The following is a 17,038-nucleotide window of genomic DNA, read 5'->3' as shown; positions in this document are numbered from 1 at the left end:
TGCTCCCACTCGTGCTCATGGCACCTGCGGCACTCAGCTTGTCATTCACCGCTCTCACTCCAGATTCTAATCCCTCTTCAAGACACAAGCGGCTTAAGCCGCGAACACCGGCGAAGCCGGTGGCATTTCGGGTCGTGCCTGAAAAACAGCGACGTACAATCGTCTAAGGTGGAGTGGCCGCTGCAAGGCCTCGACCGCTGCTGCTCTTTCGGGAGGGACCCATGAGAAGACGCTTCCTGAATTGCCTATCACTTTTTCACAACTGCTACTGAGTAGTCTTGTTGCGCTGCTGTCGCTCGCTGCGGCCCCAGCGCAGGCCGATCTGGAGATACTGAGCCAGGCAGATATTCCTCGTCAGAATGAAACGTCCGTCCGCCCGCCGCCTACAGCCAGTTTCTCAAGCCTGGAGCAGACCACCGCAAGCGTAGAAAGCGCCAAGGGGATGGGCGGGATTTTCAGCCAGACGCCCACCTTCGCGTCGCCTTCCAGGGCGGCTATCGAGCAGCTCTATTGCAAGCTTGCCACCGAGGCGCCCGCCGGTGTCGAACGCAAGGACGGAGGTCTCAATGGCGTCATGTCGGTCTATGCCTGCGGCGCAGCCCATGTTGTCACCTATGAATACGACTACGCGGCTGCACTGACTCAGCGGGTCCGGGTGTTTGACGATGACTTCGCCAACCAAAGTGACCCGCACCACCCATTGGTGAAGAGGAGGACGGTTACCAGAGGGGAGATACGCATGACTCACTTGCGCTGGCTCAATCAAAAAAACCAGATCAGCTATGAGGTCTACACACGCGCCTCGCACACGGACGCTGAAGCACTTGAGCAGGGCCTGGAATCGGTAATGCGGGCTACCGCGCTGAAACTGAGCGACACCGAAGGACGATCGCCTGCCAAGATGCGCTGATGATTCTCGGGAGGGAGGCAGCCAAGGCGGCCGATTGGCGGGCAAAAGAAAGCCCGCTGCTAGGCGGGCAAGGTCTATCACGTAGGGATAGCTTAAGTTTCCCTGTGATGGCGTGAAAATTGAGTGAAAGAAAAGTCCTCACAATGTGATTCACACCAATTTGATTGTTGAATGTACCCTTGAAGACGATGATCATCGATGCATTGCCCTTCTATACGTTGCTGCTGACCCCTTCGGCGACCAGCGAAACCGCTGCACCGCACGCCGCTGCAATGCGTGACTCGCTGCTGTCGGCATCGCCGGAGCAGGCCGCGGCCATGCAACAGGCCACCATCGCCCGTCTCGTCAAAACCGAAGCAGTCAGGGACGACTTGGCCGCAGCGGGAATCAGCTCCGATCGCAAGACAGTGGCGGATGCCGTGTATGAATTGATGGTCACCGACCTACGTCCTGAGCTCAGCCGCATCAGGGTGCCGGTCGAAGTCGTGTATGCCTATGACGAACTGTACGGCGTGCCTGCATCCACTGTCGATGCGATGTACCGTCAGGCCTACGCTAATACACCTGAAGTTCATCACACGCGTGTTGACGGTGGTTTTCACTTCATCATGTTTGACCAGCCGCAACGGTTCGCCAGTATCGTGATGGAATTTCTCGATAAGTGAACGGACTCTGACTCAATGCCAGCAGGATTTTTGGGCCAACGGCACCGGCACAAATGACCGCTTCCGACCTGAAGCTGGCGGTGGGATCGTTGCAGGCTTTGCAGTGTGTGGAATGCGTCTACGCTTGAACCAGCCAATGCATTGACTGACCTGTCTACAGCGCGTTGGGTCAGTTCACCCTCGTGATGGACCTGTGCGGCTGGGTTATGACATTTACCCCTGAGCGTTTGCGTTGGAGTCTACCCACGCTGTTAGGTCTCGGCGTGATTGCGTCATGCGCCAACGTACAAGCGGACAATGCCAGAGACTGGCAGAACCTGCCAAAAGACCTGAACATGATTTTTGGCTACTACAACCGGATCGATACCAACACCCCAATCGATACCGCTTTGCCGCTGGATGGCTTGTCGCTTGACGCCGACCTGTACTGCTGCGTTACGCGCGTACGATGGACATAGCCGGCAGGACCTCAGGGATTCAGGTGATCCAGCCCCGATGCCGACGTCGAAGCTTCCTTCGACAATGGTCGGCTTTTCGATGGGACAAAGAAGAATGGCGGCATGGGTGACACGCAGATCGTAGTGGTTCACAACCTGTTCGGTGCACCTGCTTTAAGTCAGGAAGAGTTTGCCCAATGGACACCCGAAACCTTCCTCAGTGGTGCCCTGTGGGTGACGGCGCCCACTGGCGACTACGACAAGGACCGCATTATCAACATCGGTTCTAATCGTTGGGTGCTCAAGCCGGAACTTGCCTTCGGCCATCCCATCGGCAACACCTGGCTTGAGTTCAATACCTGGGTGTCGTTCTACGGCGACAATGATGACTACCTTGGTAATCAGAAGCTGGAACAGGACCCACTATGGGCTGCTGAGGGCCACTACAGCTACACCATCAATCATTGAGGTTGCTCCCGGCTAGAGGGATAATCCGGCGCCCTTCGTGTTTGCCGCCAAGGATTGGACATGGCACTGACTAGCAAAATCGTTTCCTACGACTCAGCATGGCCCTTGCGTTTTCTGGCAGACAAGCCGCGCATTGCCTCGGCCTTCGGCGATGAACTCTATGGAGTCGAGCAATACGGGTGGGATGGCTGAGTATCTAGAAAAAAAGGCGCCATTCATTCGGGCGGCACTGTCCGGTATGCCGCTTGCTCTTGATCAAAGCAAGTTCGACGACAGCGACAAGGCATTCATGAGCCAAGCGCTAGCCCATGGTAGGAGTGCCCTGCCGGCGTGCCTGCCGAACCCTCCGGTGGGCTGCGTGATTGTCCGCGAAGGGCGCGTCGTGACCTTCGGATTCACTCAGCCGCCTGGAAGTCACCACGCGGAGGCGATGGCGCTTTCGCTTCTGGAAAGAGGTCTTGCCGAGCTGACCGCTTACGTGACTTTGGAACCGTGTTCGTTCGCAGGCCGCACACCTTCATGTGCGTTGGCCTTGGTGAGCGCTGGCGTTTCGCGCGTACATGTCGCAATGCTCGATCCCGACCCGCGAAATGCTGGAGCCGGTATCGAAATCCTTCGGCAGGCTGGGATCGAGGTGACAGTTGGTCTGCTAGGTGATGAGGCGATTGCGGGTGCACTGCAACGGCCCTAGAGCAGCCTGAGCAGTTGACTCTCCCGTTAGGGTCAGGCTTTACCCTGCACGTTTCATGTTCAGGATGAAGTGATGATGAGCAAACGAGTACTCGTGGTGCTGGGGCACCCGTCAGGCGAAAGTTTCTGCGCAGCGCTGACCGAGAGTTATGTCGAGGCGGCCAGAAGTGCCGGCCATGATGTAAGGGTGTTACGGCTTGATGCCTTGAGCTTCGACCCGGTGCTGCGTAGCGGCTACCGGCAAGCGCAGCCACTGGAACCCGACCTGCTCAGGGCCCAGGCCGACATTACCTGGGCCGAGCACCTAGCCTTTATCTACCCCATTTGGTGGGGCGGTATCCCTGCCTTGATGAAAGGCTTTTTCGACCGCGTGTTCCTGCCCGGTTTCGCGTTCCGATATAGGGCAGGGAAGGCTTTTCCCGAGCAACTGCTCAAGGGGCGAACGGCGCATCTGCTGGTGACGATGGATACACCGCCGTGGTACTACCGCTGGGTGTATCGCATGCCTGGGCTTCACCAGGTGCGCAAGACCACGTTGCAGTTCTGCGGTATCAGACCGCTGCGTACTCTGATGTTCGGGCCACTGCTCGGCTCCAGCGCGCGGCGGCGCGGAGCCTGGCTCGAACAGGCACGAGGCATCGCCGGCTGACCTGCGCCTATGGGGTTCCCGAACCGATGGCGCCATGCAATGATGCGCCGCCCCTTATGAAAAGGACGTTCATGTACATCGGCAAAGCCGCCCAACTGTCGGGCACCACGGTCAAGACCATCCGCCACTATGAAGCGATTGGCCTGCTGCCTCCGCCCGAGCGCCAGGGGCAGTACCGCGTTTACAACCAGCAGAGTGTCGAGCTGCTGATGTTCATCAAATGTGCTCAGCAGTTGGGTTTCAAACTGAAGGAGCTGCAGGCGATTCTGCTGAGGCATCAGGGTGCTGATTTGCCGTCGGAGTTGGCGGTCAAGGCCATTGCCGACAAGAAACGCGAAGTGCTGGGGCAAATCACTGGGCTGCAACAGATATATGCTGGGCTCGAGGCGTTTGAAGCAAGCATTGAAGGTGCCAAGTATCAGTGCGGGCTTGAGCGTCTGCCATAAGCAACAATGCGAGCTTCTGGCTTCGATCTAAATGCGATCGCAGCAGCAGCGGGCTTGACCCACGAACACGGGCATAGCTCGTGCCTGATATGTCTATGTTTGTGGCCGGCATCATCGCGGGACAAGTCCGCATTCCACAATGCTCACTGCTGCCCTCACTGACCGCGATGGGTCGATAGCAGCCGAACTCCTCTGACCAGAAACGACCGTAAGACTATATCGAGCGGCATATATCAGGCGCCGGTTACATGCAAACTACCCTTGAACTACGCTCGATGAACCGCGCCCCTGTGCTTAATTGGCAGGCAAGAGAATCACGAAGTTCTTTTTCATGTCTTCCAGCACGGTCCATTTGCCCTTGGCTCCCGGCTCAATAATGAACGTGTCGCCAGCGGCCAGTGTGGTTGGGGCGCAACCCTCGAGCTCGATGACGCAGCGTCCCCTCAGGACATGGCAGAACTCCCAAACCTTGTAGTCGATGCGCCACGTTCCAGTGCTGGCTTCCCATTCCCCGGAAATACGACCTTGCTGTTCATCGTGATAGTACTTGGACGTCAGCGTGTGAGGGGTGCCTTGCAAGATCTCTTCAAAAAAGGGAAGGTCGCGAACCGGTTGGATTTCCAGTTCGCGGAACACGGTCAGTTTCTTGTTCATGGTTTTTTCTCGAGCACGTTGTGGTTAGGGCGATACATCAAATAGGCTTCACCGGTTACGCCCAGCATCGGGTGCGGAACAATCTGGCAAGCTTTTACAATTTGAAAACCGTGACGTTCGTAGAAATGGCGCGCACCGTGGTTTTCTGCATAATCGATCAGGCATAGCCCATTGAGCCCAGAGTTTTCAGCGCGTTGCTGGGCGTGGCCAAGAAACAAGGCACCCAAGCCCTGGCTGCGCCAGGCCTCATCCAGGGCCAGGCTGGATATGTATAACGTATCGGGGATTTCCATGTCGGAGTAAGGCGCCAGGACCGGGTCTGTCTCAACAGGCCTGTCGGGCATCTCACGCAAGGCATAGCTATGCATCATGCCGATGACGCGTCCTTCAACGGTGGCCATAAGGCAGTTCTTGTAAGAAAAGTCACCCTGGTCCCTGGCATAGCGAGAAGCACCGACACTCAGTAGTGCTTCTCCAGGTGCGGCAAGTTTGCTCCATATGTAATCGGCCATGCCCTCCGAAGTCAGTTGAAAGAAGCGCGCAATATCGTGCGCGTCCGAGGCTTGAGCGGGTCTGAAGTCGATAGACATGCACAGTGCTTCCAAGGGATCAGGTGTTAGTTTTTCAAGGTTTACACCTTTGGCTGACAGGCAGGGTAGACGGGTTGAACGGTTCCCATCATGCTCTGAGCGAACTCCGACAGCACGGCGTGCGACGCTACCCATGCCCACATTTGCAACAGGCTCGGTGGCGCCTGGGTTCGGCATGCCCTTGGACATCACCGTTGAGTCGCTGCGAATCGAAACTTTGATTCCGCCGATTTATCGACTTGGCAGAAGATGATGCAAGCCTTTAACGATTATTCGTCTAGGTCCTGTACCAAACCAGCGTACGGCGTGATCTCGCCGCATTCCTCTAATACTTCTCCAGCCGCGCAGCCACTTCCTTGACCAACTCGATGAAAACCCGAACGGCGGCACTCTGATAAGCACCCTTGCGCCGCATCAGCACCGCGGTGCGCTGTAGGCGAGCCGGATCGAGCGCAATGGCAATCAGGTCGTCATGAGCCAGGGCGACTGCAGCGGGCAACAGCGTGGACAGTTTCACCCTGCGCACGATTTCCAGCACGGCACTGATGGTGTTGGCCTCCATCCGAACCTGGGGATGAATGTCGTGCTGACGGCAATAGCGGTCGATCTGTTCACGGGTAGCAAACTCCCCGTTGAGCAACACCAGCGCTTGCGCGCTGAGGGTTTGCAGCCCGACGGACTGGTTCTCTGCCAAGGGGTGTGTACGGCTGACCACCAAGGCAAGGGTTTCCACCAGCAGCGGGACCGCATCGATGTCCTGAGCATGCGCCTGCTCGAACGCGATACCAACATCCAGCTCATCGGCCAGCAAAAGCGCCTCCATGCGTTCCTGGGAGATTTCTCGTACGTTCAGGGTGATGCCTGGATACCGACAGTAGAACGCCTCGACCAGTGGGCCGATCAGATAGCTGGTGAAGGTCGGCGTCACCGCCACCCGCAGCGACCCTCGGCTGAGGTCGCGCACATCATGAATGGCGCGCTGGGCCTCCTGAAGTTCTTGGGAGGCACGGCGCGCGTATCGCAGATAAACCTCACCTGCATCGGTCAGGCGGGTCGTGCGGCCTGATCGATCAAATAACTGAGCGCCGAGGCTTTCCTCCAGCTGTTTGACCTGCTGCGACAGTGCGGGCTGGGAGACATGCAAGGCCGCTGCGGCCCGGGTGAAGCTGTGATGCTCCGCTACCGCGAGGAAGTACTGGATGTGTCGGGCAAGCATGGCTACTCACATAAGATTATCTGATGCATATGATAATAAATGAGACTTTTACCTTATGTAAGCAGGTCCGTAACCTTTGCTTCAACAACGGCCAGACAGAGGTAGCAGCCATGAAAGCCATCATCGACGGATTCTTGAAGTTCCAGAAAGACGCCTTCCCCGAGCGAGTCAAGCTGTTCAAGGAACTTGCCACGCAGCAGAGCCCGAGGGCGCTGTTCATCTCTTGCTCCGACAGCCGGCTGGTGCCGGAGCTGGTGACCCAACGCGAACCGGGCGACCTGTTTGTCATCCGCAATGCCGGCAACATCGTGCCGTCCTACGGCCCTGAGCCAGGTGGCGTATCCGCCTCGGTCGAGTACGCCGTCGCCGCACTGCAAGTCGCGGATATCGTGATCTGCGGCCACTCCGACTGCGGCGCCATGACCGCCATCGCCACCTGCAAGTGCCTGGACCACATGCCCGCCGTGGCCGGTTGGCTGCGCTACGCCGACTCCGCCCGGGTGGTGAACGAAGCCCGTCAGCATCAGGACCGGCACAGCAAGGTCGAGGCCATGGTGCGTGAGAACGTCATTGCCCAATTGGCCAATATCCAGACCCACCCGTCCGTACGCCTCGCCCTGGAAGAGGGCCGGGTCACTCTGCACGGGTGGATTTACGACATCGAGAGCGGCCGTATCGACGCCTTCGATGGCAGCACCGGCACATTCGTCAGCCTCGCGGACAACCCGCAGGTACAGGCTGTTTCCCATCAACCCAAGCACGCTGCTTGAACCTATTTTTCACCCAAGGAGATAACCCCATGATCCAGTCCCAAGCCACTCAGAGCGTTCGTCAGGCCCTGACCGAAGTCATCCTCATGGCCAAGGCACGCAAAGACCTGTCTTACGCCCAGATCACTGACGGTACTGGCTTGTCCGAAGCCTTCGTGACCGCCGCGCTGCTGGGCCAGCACCCGCTGCCTGCCGGCGCCGCCCAGGTCGTCGGCGAAAAACTCGGCCTCGACGTCGATGGCATTGCCCTGCTGCAAACCGTACCGGTACGCGGCTGCATGGAAAACGGTGTGCCGACCGACCCTACGATTTACCGCTTCTACGAGATGCTGCAGGTCTACGGCACCACCCTCAAGGCCCTGGTTCACGAGAAGTTCGGTGACGGCATCATCAGCGCCATCAACTTCAAGCTGGACATCAAGAAGGTCGAAGATCCGGAAGGCGGCTCGCGCGCGGTGATCACCCTGGACGGCAAGTACCTGCCGACCAAACCCTTCTAATCCCGATGCAAGCGGTCCGGCGCCTGACCGCGCCCGACCGCCGGAGGACTCAAGCGCATGGATATGATTTTTCGAAACGTACGCATCGATGATGCGCAACCGTTGGTGGATGTCGGTGTGCAGGACGGCAAGATCGTAGCGGTCGGCCCCGCCCTCGTTGCAGGTGCAAAGCAGGAGGTCCAGGGCAACGGCAATGTGCTGATTCCCGGGTTCGTCGAAGGCCATTTGCATCTGGAAAAAGCCAACGTCATGCAGCGTCGCGCCAACCGCTCGGGCACCTTGAAAGAAGCCATCGCGGTGACGGCGGCACTCAAGCCGACGCTGACCCGAGACGACATCCTGGCGCGTTCTACCCAGGTGCTGCGCGCGTTGGTGCAGGCAGGCAGCACCCATGTCCGTGCCCACGCCGAGTTCGATCCGTCACAGGGGTTCACCGGCCTGGATGTGGTGCTGGAACTGCGAGAAAAGTACCGTGATTTCATTGATATCCAGGTGGTCGCTTTTCCTCAGGAAGGGATCCTGAAACTGCCAGGAATGAAGGCCATGATGACCGAAGCCATGGAAAAGGGCGCCGATGTCGTTGGCGGCATCCCCTACAACGACAGTTGCCCCATCGAGCACATCGACTTCGTTTTCGACCTGGCCAAACGCTATGGCAAGCCCATCGATCTCCACCAGGATTTTGCCGATGACGCCGAGCACATGACCATCGAATACGTGGCCCGCAAGACCCTCGCGGAGGGTTATCAAGGGCGCGTCTGCGTCGGTCACCTCACCAGCCTGGCGGCCGTCGCCCCCGAGCGGCAGGCGCCGATCATCGAGTTGCTGCGCAAGGCGGATATCAGCGTGATGTGCCTACCTGCCACCGACCTGCACCTGGGTGCCCGTGGCGACAGCCACAATGTGCGGCGCACCTTGACCCCTGTGCGGGCACTGCGAGATGCCGGCGTCAACGTTTGCCTGGCTACCAACAACATCCGCAATGCGTTCACCCCTTATGGCACGGGCGACCTGCTCAACATCGCGCAACTGGCGCTGCCGGCCTGCCATCTGGGCGGGGCGGATGACCAAGCCACGGTCCTCGCCATGCTCACCACCAGCCCGGCGAAAGCCCTGGGCTTGAGCAATTACGGCCTGGCAGTGGGCAAGGATGCGGACCTGGTGCTGCTTAACACCCGTGCGGTCAGTGATATCATTCTCGATCTGCCGGCGCGGCTGATGGTGCTCAAGCGGGGAAAGGTCGCAGCGACAGTCGAGCAATGCAGCTCAGTAGCCTTCTGATCCGAATTTTTGTAGGAAACCACCCTCAAGGATGTAGTCTCTCGGGGCGCTTCGGGCATCGCACCGATTGCCGCACTGCACGGGCCCGGCGGATAATGCCTGCCCCATGCGTTGAGGGTCTTGAGGTGGTGATGAAAAGCAAGGTGGTCAGCAGCAAGCAGCAGGAAGTCCAGCGTATCGCCGAGGTGCTGTCCACGGCCATCGCCCAGCACCGCCTGCGCCCTGGCGTGCGCCTGGTCGAAGCGCATATCGTCGAAGCCTTGCAGGCCAACCGCAACCACGTGCAGGCGGCGCTGCAGCGCCTGGCCATGGATCGTATCGTCGACATCGAGCGCAATCGTGGCGCCACCGTAGCCCAGCCCAGCGCGCGTGAGGCGCGGGAGATCTTTGCCGCACGCCGGGCAGTGGAGCGGGCGATCGTCGAAGGAATTTCCTCTGCACATGTCGCGGAGCATCGCAAGCGTATCGACCAGCACATGCGCGACGAATGCACAGTAACAGCCGGCACTGATCGCCGGCTCATCGTTCGCGTGCTCTGCGAGTTTCACCTGTTGCTGGGGGAGGTGTGTGGCAACCGAGTGCTGGCGGAGATACTTGGTAATCTGATGGTGCGCAGTTCATTGATCGTCGCGCTGTACCAGCGTGGCGACAGCCCGCCCTGCGCCTCTTGCGAGCATCAGGCAATCATCGACGCGTTGCGCGAGGGTGATAACCAGGCTGCCGTGAACCATATGATTGCGCACCTGGATGAGCTCGAAGGCCAGTTGACCCTCGACGATGTGGCGCCACCGGAGGTCAACCTGCGCCAGGCGTTGTCAGGTCTGTGAGCCATCCATCCAGGCTCGCGAAGCTGCGCTGAACTTTATCCTCACTTGGGGCTTCCTCTGTTATGCCAACCGATGCCTGGTTGACGCACAACAGACAGGAGGCGTGATGACTAATCAACCCAAAGGGTCTGCCACCCACGGCGAGCAAGAACGCGACAACGATGCCCATCGCCCGGACGGCTCGACCGGCACCGCGCATGATTCAACGGCGCAGCGAACGGCCCGAGACAAGGGGCCGCACTCGTCCGAGCACGCGACACGCAAGCAAGACCTGGGCTTCGACCCCGACTCCCCGGACCTGGACGACCCGCAGGTGGATCCCCAGGGGCCGGCCAAGCCGCCGAAGGGCTAGCACGGGTTACTCCACGGCCTCGGCAACACCCTGATCCTCACCGAGGAAGCCGCCGCTCTGGTGTTGCCACAGCCTGGCATAGGTGCCGTTTTTGCCGAGCAGCTCGCTGTGGGTGCCTTGTTCGATTATGCGCCCTTCGTCCATGACGATCAGCCGGTCCATGGCCGCGATGGTTGATAGCCGGTGGGCGATCGCGATCACGGTCTTGCCCTGCATCATTTCATTGAGGCTTTCCTGAATGGCGACTTCGACTTCCGAGTCGAGCGCGCTGGTAGCCTCGTCGAGTAACAGAATCGGGGCGTTCTTCAACATCACCCGAGCGATGGCGATGCGTTGACGCTGACCACCGGAGAGCTTGATACCACGCTCGCCCACCAGGGTGTCATAGCCGCTATGGCCCTGGCGGTCGCTCAACTGGCTGATGAAGCCGTCGGCCTGGGCATTGACCGCGGCGCGGTGGATCTGCGCCTCGGTGGCGTCGGGGCGGCCGTAGGCGATGTTGTCACGTATCGAGCGGTGCAGCAGGGAGGTGTCCTGGGTGACCATGCCGATGGCACTGCGCAGGCTGTCCTGAGTGACCTTGGCGATGTTCTGGCCGTCGATGCGAATCTCGCCGTTGTCCACGTCGTAGAAGCGCAGCAGCAGGTTGATCAAGGTCGATTTGCCCGCGCCGGAACGGCCCACCAGGCCGACTTTTTCGCCGGGGCGGATAGTCAAACTCAAGCCATCGAGCACCTGGCGCTCACCGTTGTAGTTGAAACTGACGTTGTCGAACACGACCGCCCCGCCTGAAGTGGCCAGTACGCCAGCCTCCGGTGCATCCTGCACCTTGGGGCCACGGGTCAAGGTGGCCATGCCATCCTGCACGGTGCCGATGTTCTCGAACAGCGAGGTCATCTGCCACATGATCCAGTGCGACATGCCGTTGACCCGCAAGGCCATGGCGGTAATCGCCGCCACCGCACCGGTACCGACTTGACCCTGGTGCCACAGCCACAAGGCATAGCCTCCTGCAGCAAAAATCAGCCCGACCACCAGCGCCTGGTTGACGATCTCGAACTGGCTGACCAGGCGCATCTGGCGAAAGCCCGTCTGCTTGAAGTCTTCCATCGCTGCGCGGGCGAAGTGCGCTTCACGCTTGGAGTGCGAGAACAGCTTCACCGTGGTGATGTTGGTGTAGGCGTCCGAAACCCGGCCGGTCATCGATGAGCGCGCGTGGGCCTGCTCCTGGCCGACCTTGCCCAGACGGGGCACGAAGTACAGCATGGCCAGGCCGAACAGCGCGACCCAGGCAATGAAGGGCAGCATCAGCTTCAGGTCGAAGCCACCGGCGAGGGCGATGATCGCGATGAAGTACACGCCGATACCGGGGATGATCTCGATCAGGGTGAACAGCACTTCACGCACGGCCAGCGCGGTCTGCATCACCTTGGTGGTAACGCGTCCGGAGAACTCGTCGGAAAAGAACGACAGGCTTTGCCGCAGCATCAGCCGATGGAAGTCCCAGCGCAGGCGTAGCGGCAGGTTGATCGCCAGTACCTGATGCTGCAGCATCGTGCGCATGGCCACCAACCCGATGCTGGTCAGCAGGACGATGCCGATGCCCCACAAGATGGACCGTTCCTGTTCGCCCGCGGCGCCGCCGGCTTGCCAGGTGGGCAGCAAGTCAACGACCTGCCCGAGAAAGGAAAACAGCCACGCTTCGTAGATCGACACACTGGCACTGAACAGCGCGAGCGCCAGGATGTAGCCGCGGGCACCTCGCGTGCAGGCCCACAGGAAGCGCATCAGGCCAACGGGGGGCGGTGGCGCCTCGTCAGGTGGAAAGGGGTCGAGCCGTCGTTCAAAAGCACCCAGCATGGTGGTCTCCGCAAGGCAATGGATCGCAAGCCTCATCTTAGGCCACAGCAGGGTACCCGCCGTTCCCCGGCATTCCAACTCAGGCGGGCGGTTGTACCTGGCCGCGGCCAATGCCGTAGTAGGTCAGGCCAGCGCCGGCCATGTGCTCGGGCTCGAACAGGTTGCGGCCATCGAACACCACGCGGTCGGCCAGCTGATGGGGCATTTGGTCCAAATTCAGCACCCGGTAGTCGTGCCATTCGGTGACGATCACCAGGGCGTCGGCGCCTTCGAGCGCGTCGTCCTTGCAGTTCACCAGGGTCAGGTCGGGGCGTGTGCCGTAATGCCGCTGGATTTCCGCCATGGCCTGCGGATCGTGTGCCTGCACCCGCGCTCCGGCGGCCCACAGCGCTTCAAGCAGTACGCGGCTGCACGCTTCGCGAATGTCATTGGTGTTGGGTTTGAAGGACAACCCCCAAAACGCAAAGACCTTGCCGGCCAAACCTTCGGGATAGTGCCGCTGGATTTTGGCGAACAGCCGGTTTTTCTGCTGTTGGTTGATGGCCTCCACCGCCTGTAGCAACTGGGGCTCGAAGCCTTCGGCTTCGGCGCTTCTGCGCAGAGCCTGGAGATCCTTGGGGAAGCACGAGCCGCCAAAGCCACAGCCCGCGTAGATGAAGTCGTAACCGATTCGCGGGTCCGAGCCGATGCCCCTGCGCACCATTTCGATATCGGCGCCCAAGTGCTCGGCCAGGTTGGCCATCTCGTTGATAAAGGAAATTTTCGTCGCCAGCATGCAGTTGGCGGCGTATTTGGTCATCTCGGCGCTGCGCGCGTCCATGACCATGAACTTTTCCCTGTTGCGGTTGAAGGGCAGGTACAGCTCGCGCAACAGTTCCACTTCCGCAGGCCCGGCGCCACCGATGATGATGCGATCCGGGCGCATGCAGTCGTCGATGGCCGAGCCTTCCTTGAGAAATTCGGGATTGCTGACAACCCTGAACTGCTGGGCGTCGGGGTTCGCATCGATCAAGGCCCTGATGCGATCGACCGTGCCGACCGGGGAGGTGGACTTGTTGACGATCACTTTAGGGTCGTCGGCGTGCTCCAGGATGCTGCCGACCACCGCGAAAACCTGGCTCAGGTCAGCACTGCCATCGCCCTGCGGCGGAGTGCCGACGGCGATGAACAGCAACCTGGCGTGGTCGATCGCACGCCTGGGGTCTGTAGTGAAACGCAGTCGACCGCAGGCGATGTTCTTGCTCAACAACGGTGCCATGCCGGGCTCGAAAAGCGGACAGTGCCCGTCTTGCAGGGCGGCTATTCGCTCGGCATCGACATCCATGCAGAGCACCGAATGCCCGACCTGGGCCAGGCAGACCGCTTGAGTGAGCCCTACATACCCTGTACCGAAAACCGTGACCTTCATCTTGCAGCTCCCTTGTCGAGTCCGGGCCGGTGGTGCACCGATCCTTGCGAACAGGCTGAAAAGACAAATGTCACGTTTGTGTTTAAGTTTGGTTAAGGCCTCGCAGGGCTTGCTACATCGCGGTTCAGGAAGGTTGCGCGGCCAGGCTGTTGCTGACGTTGCGCCCCAGCACCAGCACGGTCACGAACCCGCAACCGACCAGGGCCGTGGCCAGGCTCAACAGCACCGAGCTGCCCAGCTGGTCGACGATCCGCCCGCCGAAGAACGAACCGAGGGCAATGATCACCTGGAACATGGCGACGAACAGCGGCATGCCGCGTTCGACATCCTTGGGTGCGACGACGAACATCCAGATGCTCGCGCAGGCCGGGAAGGCGCCGAAGGCGAAGCCCCACAGCGCAATCAGCATCGCGGCACCGGTCATGCCGGTGGCGAAGTGCGGGAACAGCGCAGTGCTGACGGCAATCAGCAGCGCGACCAGCATCAAGGTGTGACGCACGCTACGGTTGGCAGCGAAACCGGCGAACACGTTGCCAATGACCCCGGCCACGCCATAGAGCAGCAGCAGCGAGCCGATGGTCGGCCCATCGAAGCCGGCATTCTGCTTGAAGAACGGGGCGACATAGGTGTAAGCGGCAAAATGCGCCAAGCCGATCAGCAGGACCGCGATCAAGCCAACCCGGGCTTGCGGATTGATGAACAGCGCCGGCAGGTCGCTGATGCGAATGGCTTTGTCCGGGTTGAGCCGCGGCAGCAACAGGACTTGCGCCAACAGCACCGGCACGCCCACTAGCGCGGTGACCAGGAAGGTCATGCGCCAACCCAGCAGACCACTCAGCCAGGTACCGACGGGCACGCCGAGCACGGTAGCCAGGGTCACACCGACCATGATGATCGACGTGGCCTGGGCCACGCCCACGCCTTTGGGCGCAAGGCGGCCGCTGAGGGCGATGGCGGTGGCCCAGAAGCCACCGATACTGACGCCCAGCAGCACGCGGCCGAACAGCAGCAGGTTGAAGTCACTGGCATAGGCCACGACCGCATTGGCGATGATCATGATCAGCGTCAGGCCGATCAGCAGGTAACGTCGATCCAGGGCGCCAATGCCCACCGACAGCAAAGGGGCGGCGAGGGCGGCCATGATGCCGGGCAGGGTCACCATCAGGCCGGCCTGGCCGGCGCTGATGCCCAGGTCGCTGGCGACGTCGTTGAGCACGCCCACGGGGAGGAACTCGCTGGTAACCAGGGCGAAGGCACCCACGGCGACCGAGAGAATGGCCAGCCACTGTTGCTTGACGCTCTGTTGATCGTGTTCGGGAAGGCCTGATGAGGCCTGGCTAGTTGTTGACATGCGGGGGGTTCCAAAGGAGAGGATCGCCTGTAGCAGGCGAAAAGCGAGAAAATTGAAGGTGATTATAAAAGTCGGGTTCAGTCAGCGGACAAACAGGCGTCTTGATAGTAATCATCAGCCTGATCGATGAAACCCATGACGCAGAGCGCTTGCGCTCCCTCATCCGCCGTTTGGCAAGAATCTCTGAATCATTCATCCCTCTGCCAGGTCGATTGAGCAAGACCTGCCCTCAATCGAAACGGGAGATAGGATGATGAGCGAGCAACGTTGTGCCTGCAAAGAATGTTCATGCACCGTGGATGCAAATGCCCATGTGCAAGGTGGTGAAGCCTATTGCTGTGAAGCATGTGCCACAGGCCACCGCCATGGTGAGCCCTGCCGGATGGCCGGGTGCAAGTGTGGCGAGGCGGCAGATTCTGTATCGACTGACAAGATGCAGCCCGTTTAGCCTGTTCATTGCGTTGATCTAGAGGAGTGCACACCATGCCCCGTGGAGACAAAGACAAGTATACGGAAAAACAAAAACGCAAGGCCGAGCACATCGAAGAGAGTTACGAGCAGAAGGGGGTTTCCAAGCCCGAGGCTGAATCACGCGCCTGGGCCACCGTCAACAAGCAGTCAGGCGGCGGAGAAAAGTCGGGCGGGTCTGGCAAGAAGACGTCATCGAGCGAGAAGAAGACAGCGCGCTCGGATTCGGCCAAACGCGCGGCGAAAACGCGTCAGGGCCATTCACGCACATCCGCTTCTTCGCTGGAAACACAGACCAAGGAAAGCCTGATGAAGGAGGCACGCAGCCGCGATATCAAGGGGCGTTCCAGCATGAGCAAAGCACAGTTGGTTGCAGCATTAGGCAAATAAGACTGGGCGTCGTTCAGCCTGCTTGCATTGCCGTATTCTTCTTCCAGCCGCGCACGTTCATGGTGCACAGGCACAGTTGCAGGATGATCAGCGCCCAGGCTTGTGCGTGCCAGCCCCAGACAGCCCACAGCAGATTGCTGGCCATAAAGCAGCAGAAGCCCACTTTGCGTCGGCCCGCACGTTTTGACCCTATGAACCAGGCTGCAAGCACAGTCAGCACCATGGCGGGCCAATCAAGGAGGTCGATCCAGAATTCCATCAGTCTGTTCCTTTACCGCGTTTTGGTTGCTATATGAACCGATACCTGCGCGCCCGCATGGGCGCGCAGGTTATTTATCAAGCGGCGCGCTGTTCCTCTTTGAGCAGCTTTTTCTGTGCTTCCATGGCCATCCCCATCTCCTCGAGTTCCTGTTTGCCCAAAAGCTTCCTTGCAGTCGGGAACAGTTCGCTTTCTTCTTCTTCGATGTGATGCTCCAGCAGCTCCTTCATCACCTTGACCCGCCCTGCGAATTCAACGGTGTTGGTTTCGGTGTGCAGCAGGTCGGGAATCACCAGCGAGTCGACCGTGCGATGTTCTTCCTTGGCTTCGTAATACATCTTTGCCTCTTCCTTACCGCCGGCCTGCTTGATCGCCGGGTACAGGATCTCTTCCTCCAAGGCAGTATGAATACTGACTTCCTGTTTGATACGAGCCAGCAACTCGGCGCGCTTCTTCACCGCACGCTCGGTCGTTGACGAAAGTTCTTCGAGCAACTTTTTGACCAGTTGATGATCCTGGATCAGCAATTCGATTGCATTCATGGGATACCTCGTCAGGGTCTTGGAAAAAATGAAGGTTGCCGTCGGTGGAGTGAAGTGCAGGCCTCAAGGTTCAACGCGGAAGATCAGCGTTGATTACTGCGCTAACACCAATTGCCGGGAGGTAGGCTAATTGTGCGATGTTCTTTTGATCTTGAAGTAAATGTCACGTATCCAAATCGCTGAACTCTTCTCGCCGCCATTACGTCCCTCGAATGAATGCTCCCAGGATTTCGCATTCGCCAACTCATCCGTTTCGAGGGCGTCACCATGGAAAAGACCGATCAGAGTTCAAGTTCGTCACCCGG

The 17,038-nt window shown here is 59.6% G+C and carries 20 protein-coding genes and 2 pseudogenes; 14 read left to right on the top strand and 8 right to left on the bottom strand.

The window, feature by feature from the left end:
* The first annotated feature begins 241 nt into the window (after positions 1-241).
* The 7 genes and pseudogenes from ACZ6YA_RS22615 (at position 242) to ACZ6YA_RS22585 (ending at position 4,265) form a co-directional block, all read left to right on the top strand.
* A complete protein-coding gene (locus ACZ6YA_RS22615) occupies positions 242-910 on the top strand; it encodes a hypothetical protein (protein ID WP_465899597.1) in 669 nt (222 codons plus the stop codon).
* A 179-nt stretch (positions 911-1,089) separates the two neighbouring features.
* Positions 1,090-1,575 (top strand): alpha/beta fold hydrolase, encoded by a 486-nt coding sequence (locus ACZ6YA_RS22610; RefSeq protein ID WP_465899595.1) that lies wholly within the window; start codon positions 1,090-1,092, stop codon positions 1,573-1,575.
* Positions 1,576-1,910: 335 nt separating this feature from the next.
* A pseudogene (locus ACZ6YA_RS22605) lies at positions 1,911-2,474 on the top strand (transporter); the annotation flags it as partial.
* Positions 2,475-2,540: 66 nt separating this feature from the next.
* Positions 2,541-2,672, top strand: a complete 132-nt coding sequence (locus ACZ6YA_RS22600) for a hypothetical protein (RefSeq protein WP_465899593.1) — start codon at positions 2,541-2,543, stop codon at positions 2,670-2,672.
* Entirely contained in the window at positions 2,665-3,171 is a 507-nt protein-coding gene (locus ACZ6YA_RS22595) for a bifunctional diaminohydroxyphosphoribosylaminopyrimidine deaminase/5-amino-6-(5-phosphoribosylamino)uracil reductase RibD (protein WP_465899591.1), read from the top strand. The genes ACZ6YA_RS22600 and ACZ6YA_RS22595 overlap by 8 nt, the downstream gene beginning before the upstream one ends.
* A 72-nt stretch (positions 3,172-3,243) precedes the next feature.
* Entirely contained in the window at positions 3,244-3,819 is a 576-nt protein-coding gene (locus ACZ6YA_RS22590) for an NAD(P)H-dependent oxidoreductase (RefSeq protein WP_465899590.1), read from the top strand.
* A gap of 71 nt (positions 3,820-3,890) precedes the next feature.
* Positions 3,891-4,265 carry a MerR family transcriptional regulator gene (locus ACZ6YA_RS22585; RefSeq protein ID WP_465899588.1) on the top strand — a complete coding sequence of 125 codons (375 nt, stop codon included), beginning with the start codon at positions 3,891-3,893 and terminating at the stop codon, positions 4,263-4,265.
* Between the two features lie 294 nt (positions 4,266-4,559).
* Here ACZ6YA_RS22585 and ACZ6YA_RS22580 read toward each other — a convergent pair whose 3' ends face one another.
* From ACZ6YA_RS22580 to cynR, 3 genes are all read right to left on the bottom strand, one after another.
* Positions 4,560-4,919, bottom strand: coding sequence for a cupin domain-containing protein (locus tag ACZ6YA_RS22580; RefSeq protein WP_465899586.1), 360 nt, complete (start codon positions 4,917-4,919; stop codon positions 4,560-4,562).
* Positions 4,916-5,509: a GNAT family N-acetyltransferase gene (locus tag ACZ6YA_RS22575; RefSeq protein WP_465899584.1), complete on the bottom strand. Its 594-nt coding sequence runs from the start codon at positions 5,507-5,509 to the stop codon at positions 4,916-4,918. Before ACZ6YA_RS22575 ends, ACZ6YA_RS22580 begins: the two co-directional genes overlap by 4 nt.
* A gap of 325 nt (positions 5,510-5,834) precedes the next feature.
* On the bottom strand, positions 5,835-6,725 hold the full coding sequence (cynR, locus tag ACZ6YA_RS22570) for a transcriptional regulator CynR (protein ID WP_465899582.1): 891 nt from the start codon (positions 6,723-6,725) through the stop codon (positions 5,835-5,837).
* 110 nt (positions 6,726-6,835) lie between these two features.
* Between cynR and ACZ6YA_RS22565 the strand changes: the two genes are divergently transcribed.
* From ACZ6YA_RS22565 to ACZ6YA_RS22545, 5 genes and pseudogenes are all read left to right on the top strand, one after another.
* The gene (locus ACZ6YA_RS22565) at positions 6,836-7,495 is read left to right on the top strand and encodes a carbonic anhydrase (RefSeq protein WP_465899580.1); all 660 of its coding nucleotides are present in this window, start codon (positions 6,836-6,838) and stop codon (positions 7,493-7,495) included.
* 29 nt (positions 7,496-7,524) lie between these two features.
* Positions 7,525-7,995 (top strand): cyanase, encoded by a 471-nt coding sequence (gene cynS / locus ACZ6YA_RS22560; protein ID WP_465899578.1) that lies wholly within the window; start codon positions 7,525-7,527, stop codon positions 7,993-7,995.
* A 57-nt stretch (positions 7,996-8,052) separates the two neighbouring features.
* Entirely contained in the window at positions 8,053-9,276 is a 1,224-nt protein-coding gene (locus tag ACZ6YA_RS22555) for an amidohydrolase family protein (RefSeq protein ID WP_465899576.1), read from the top strand.
* Positions 9,277-9,407: 131 nt separating this feature from the next.
* Positions 9,408-10,103: a GntR family transcriptional regulator gene (locus ACZ6YA_RS22550; protein WP_465899574.1), complete on the top strand. Its 696-nt coding sequence runs from the start codon at positions 9,408-9,410 to the stop codon at positions 10,101-10,103.
* 223 nt (positions 10,104-10,326) lie between these two features.
* A pseudogene (locus ACZ6YA_RS22545) lies at positions 10,327-10,455 on the top strand (DUF6021 family protein); the annotation flags it as partial.
* 6 nt (positions 10,456-10,461) lie between these two features.
* Here ACZ6YA_RS22545 and ACZ6YA_RS22540 read toward each other — a convergent pair.
* The 3 genes from ACZ6YA_RS22540 to ACZ6YA_RS22530 all read right to left on the bottom strand — a co-directional run bounded on the left by ACZ6YA_RS22540 (position 10,462) and on the right by ACZ6YA_RS22530 (position 15,074).
* Positions 10,462-12,315 (bottom strand): ABC transporter ATP-binding protein, encoded by a 1,854-nt coding sequence (locus tag ACZ6YA_RS22540; RefSeq protein WP_465899572.1) that lies wholly within the window; start codon positions 12,313-12,315, stop codon positions 10,462-10,464.
* A 79-nt stretch (positions 12,316-12,394) separates the two neighbouring features.
* On the bottom strand, positions 12,395-13,723 hold the full coding sequence (locus ACZ6YA_RS22535) for a UDP-glucose dehydrogenase family protein (protein ID WP_465899570.1): 1,329 nt from the start codon (positions 13,721-13,723) through the stop codon (positions 12,395-12,397).
* 124 nt (positions 13,724-13,847) lie between these two features.
* A complete protein-coding gene (locus ACZ6YA_RS22530) occupies positions 13,848-15,074 on the bottom strand; it encodes an MFS transporter (RefSeq protein WP_465899568.1) in 1,227 nt (408 codons plus the stop codon).
* Positions 15,075-15,327: 253 nt separating this feature from the next.
* Between ACZ6YA_RS22530 and ACZ6YA_RS22525 the strand changes: the two genes are divergently transcribed.
* Together ACZ6YA_RS22525 and ACZ6YA_RS22520 are read left to right on the top strand one after the other, a co-directional pair.
* Positions 15,328-15,522 (top strand): metallothionein, encoded by a 195-nt coding sequence (locus ACZ6YA_RS22525; RefSeq protein ID WP_465899566.1) that lies wholly within the window; start codon positions 15,328-15,330, stop codon positions 15,520-15,522.
* Between the two features lie 35 nt (positions 15,523-15,557).
* Entirely contained in the window at positions 15,558-15,932 is a 375-nt protein-coding gene (locus ACZ6YA_RS22520; RefSeq protein WP_465899564.1) for a termination factor Rho, read from the top strand.
* 13 nt (positions 15,933-15,945) lie between these two features.
* On the opposite strand, the gene ACZ6YA_RS22515 is transcribed toward ACZ6YA_RS22520, so the two are convergent.
* Together ACZ6YA_RS22515 and ACZ6YA_RS22510 are read right to left on the bottom strand one after the other, a co-directional pair.
* A complete protein-coding gene (locus ACZ6YA_RS22515; protein WP_400801676.1) occupies positions 15,946-16,191 on the bottom strand; it encodes a hypothetical protein in 246 nt (81 codons plus the stop codon).
* Between the two features lie 77 nt (positions 16,192-16,268).
* The gene (locus ACZ6YA_RS22510) at positions 16,269-16,733 is read right to left on the bottom strand and encodes a hemerythrin domain-containing protein (protein ID WP_465899562.1); all 465 of its coding nucleotides are present in this window, start codon (positions 16,731-16,733) and stop codon (positions 16,269-16,271) included.
* Positions 16,734-17,038: the final 305 nt, after the last annotated feature.

This window comes from Pseudomonas sp. NPDC090752, from assembly GCF_055584805.1.
The sequence above is the reverse complement of the archived record's forward strand: the minus strand, read 5'-3'. Positions and strand labels throughout refer to the sequence as shown.

Bases quoted from the DNA above. Each gene is read 5' to 3' on its own strand.
- ACZ6YA_RS22515 (WP_400801676.1), bottom strand. From the start codon at position 16,191: ATGGAATTCTGGATCGACCTCCTTGATTGGCCCGCCATGGTGCTGACT.
- ACZ6YA_RS22510 (WP_465899562.1), bottom strand. From the start codon at position 16,733: ATGAATGCAATCGAATTGCTGATCCAGGATCATCAACTGGTCAAAAAG.
- ACZ6YA_RS22535 (WP_465899570.1), bottom strand. From the start codon at position 13,723: ATGAAGGTCACGGTTTTCGGTACAGGGTATGTAGGGCTCACTCAAGCG.
- ACZ6YA_RS22540 (WP_465899572.1), bottom strand. From the start codon at position 12,315: ATGCTGGGTGCTTTTGAACGACGGCTCGACCCCTTTCCACCTGACGAG.
- ACZ6YA_RS22595 (WP_465899591.1), top strand. From the start codon at position 2,665: ATGGCTGAGTATCTAGAAAAAAAGGCGCCATTCATTCGGGCGGCACTG.
- ACZ6YA_RS22565 (WP_465899580.1), top strand. From the start codon at position 6,836: ATGAAAGCCATCATCGACGGATTCTTGAAGTTCCAGAAAGACGCCTTC.
- cynR (WP_465899582.1), bottom strand. From the start codon at position 6,725: ATGCTTGCCCGACACATCCAGTACTTCCTCGCGGTAGCGGAGCATCAC.
- ACZ6YA_RS22575 (WP_465899584.1), bottom strand. From the start codon at position 5,509: ATGTCTATCGACTTCAGACCCGCTCAAGCCTCGGACGCGCACGATATT.
- ACZ6YA_RS22555 (WP_465899576.1), top strand. From the start codon at position 8,053: ATGGATATGATTTTTCGAAACGTACGCATCGATGATGCGCAACCGTTG.
- ACZ6YA_RS22600 (WP_465899593.1), top strand. From the start codon at position 2,541: ATGGCACTGACTAGCAAAATCGTTTCCTACGACTCAGCATGGCCCTTG.
- ACZ6YA_RS22525 (WP_465899566.1), top strand. From the start codon at position 15,328: ATGAGCGAGCAACGTTGTGCCTGCAAAGAATGTTCATGCACCGTGGAT.
- ACZ6YA_RS22590 (WP_465899590.1), top strand. From the start codon at position 3,244: ATGATGAGCAAACGAGTACTCGTGGTGCTGGGGCACCCGTCAGGCGAA.
- cynS (WP_465899578.1), top strand. From the start codon at position 7,525: ATGATCCAGTCCCAAGCCACTCAGAGCGTTCGTCAGGCCCTGACCGAA.
- ACZ6YA_RS22550 (WP_465899574.1), top strand. From the start codon at position 9,408: ATGAAAAGCAAGGTGGTCAGCAGCAAGCAGCAGGAAGTCCAGCGTATC.
- ACZ6YA_RS22520 (WP_465899564.1), top strand. From the start codon at position 15,558: ATGCCCCGTGGAGACAAAGACAAGTATACGGAAAAACAAAAACGCAAG.
- ACZ6YA_RS22585 (WP_465899588.1), top strand. From the start codon at position 3,891: ATGTACATCGGCAAAGCCGCCCAACTGTCGGGCACCACGGTCAAGACC.
- ACZ6YA_RS22530 (WP_465899568.1), bottom strand. From the start codon at position 15,074: ATGTCAACAACTAGCCAGGCCTCATCAGGCCTTCCCGAACACGATCAA.
- ACZ6YA_RS22580 (WP_465899586.1), bottom strand. From the start codon at position 4,919: ATGAACAAGAAACTGACCGTGTTCCGCGAACTGGAAATCCAACCGGTT.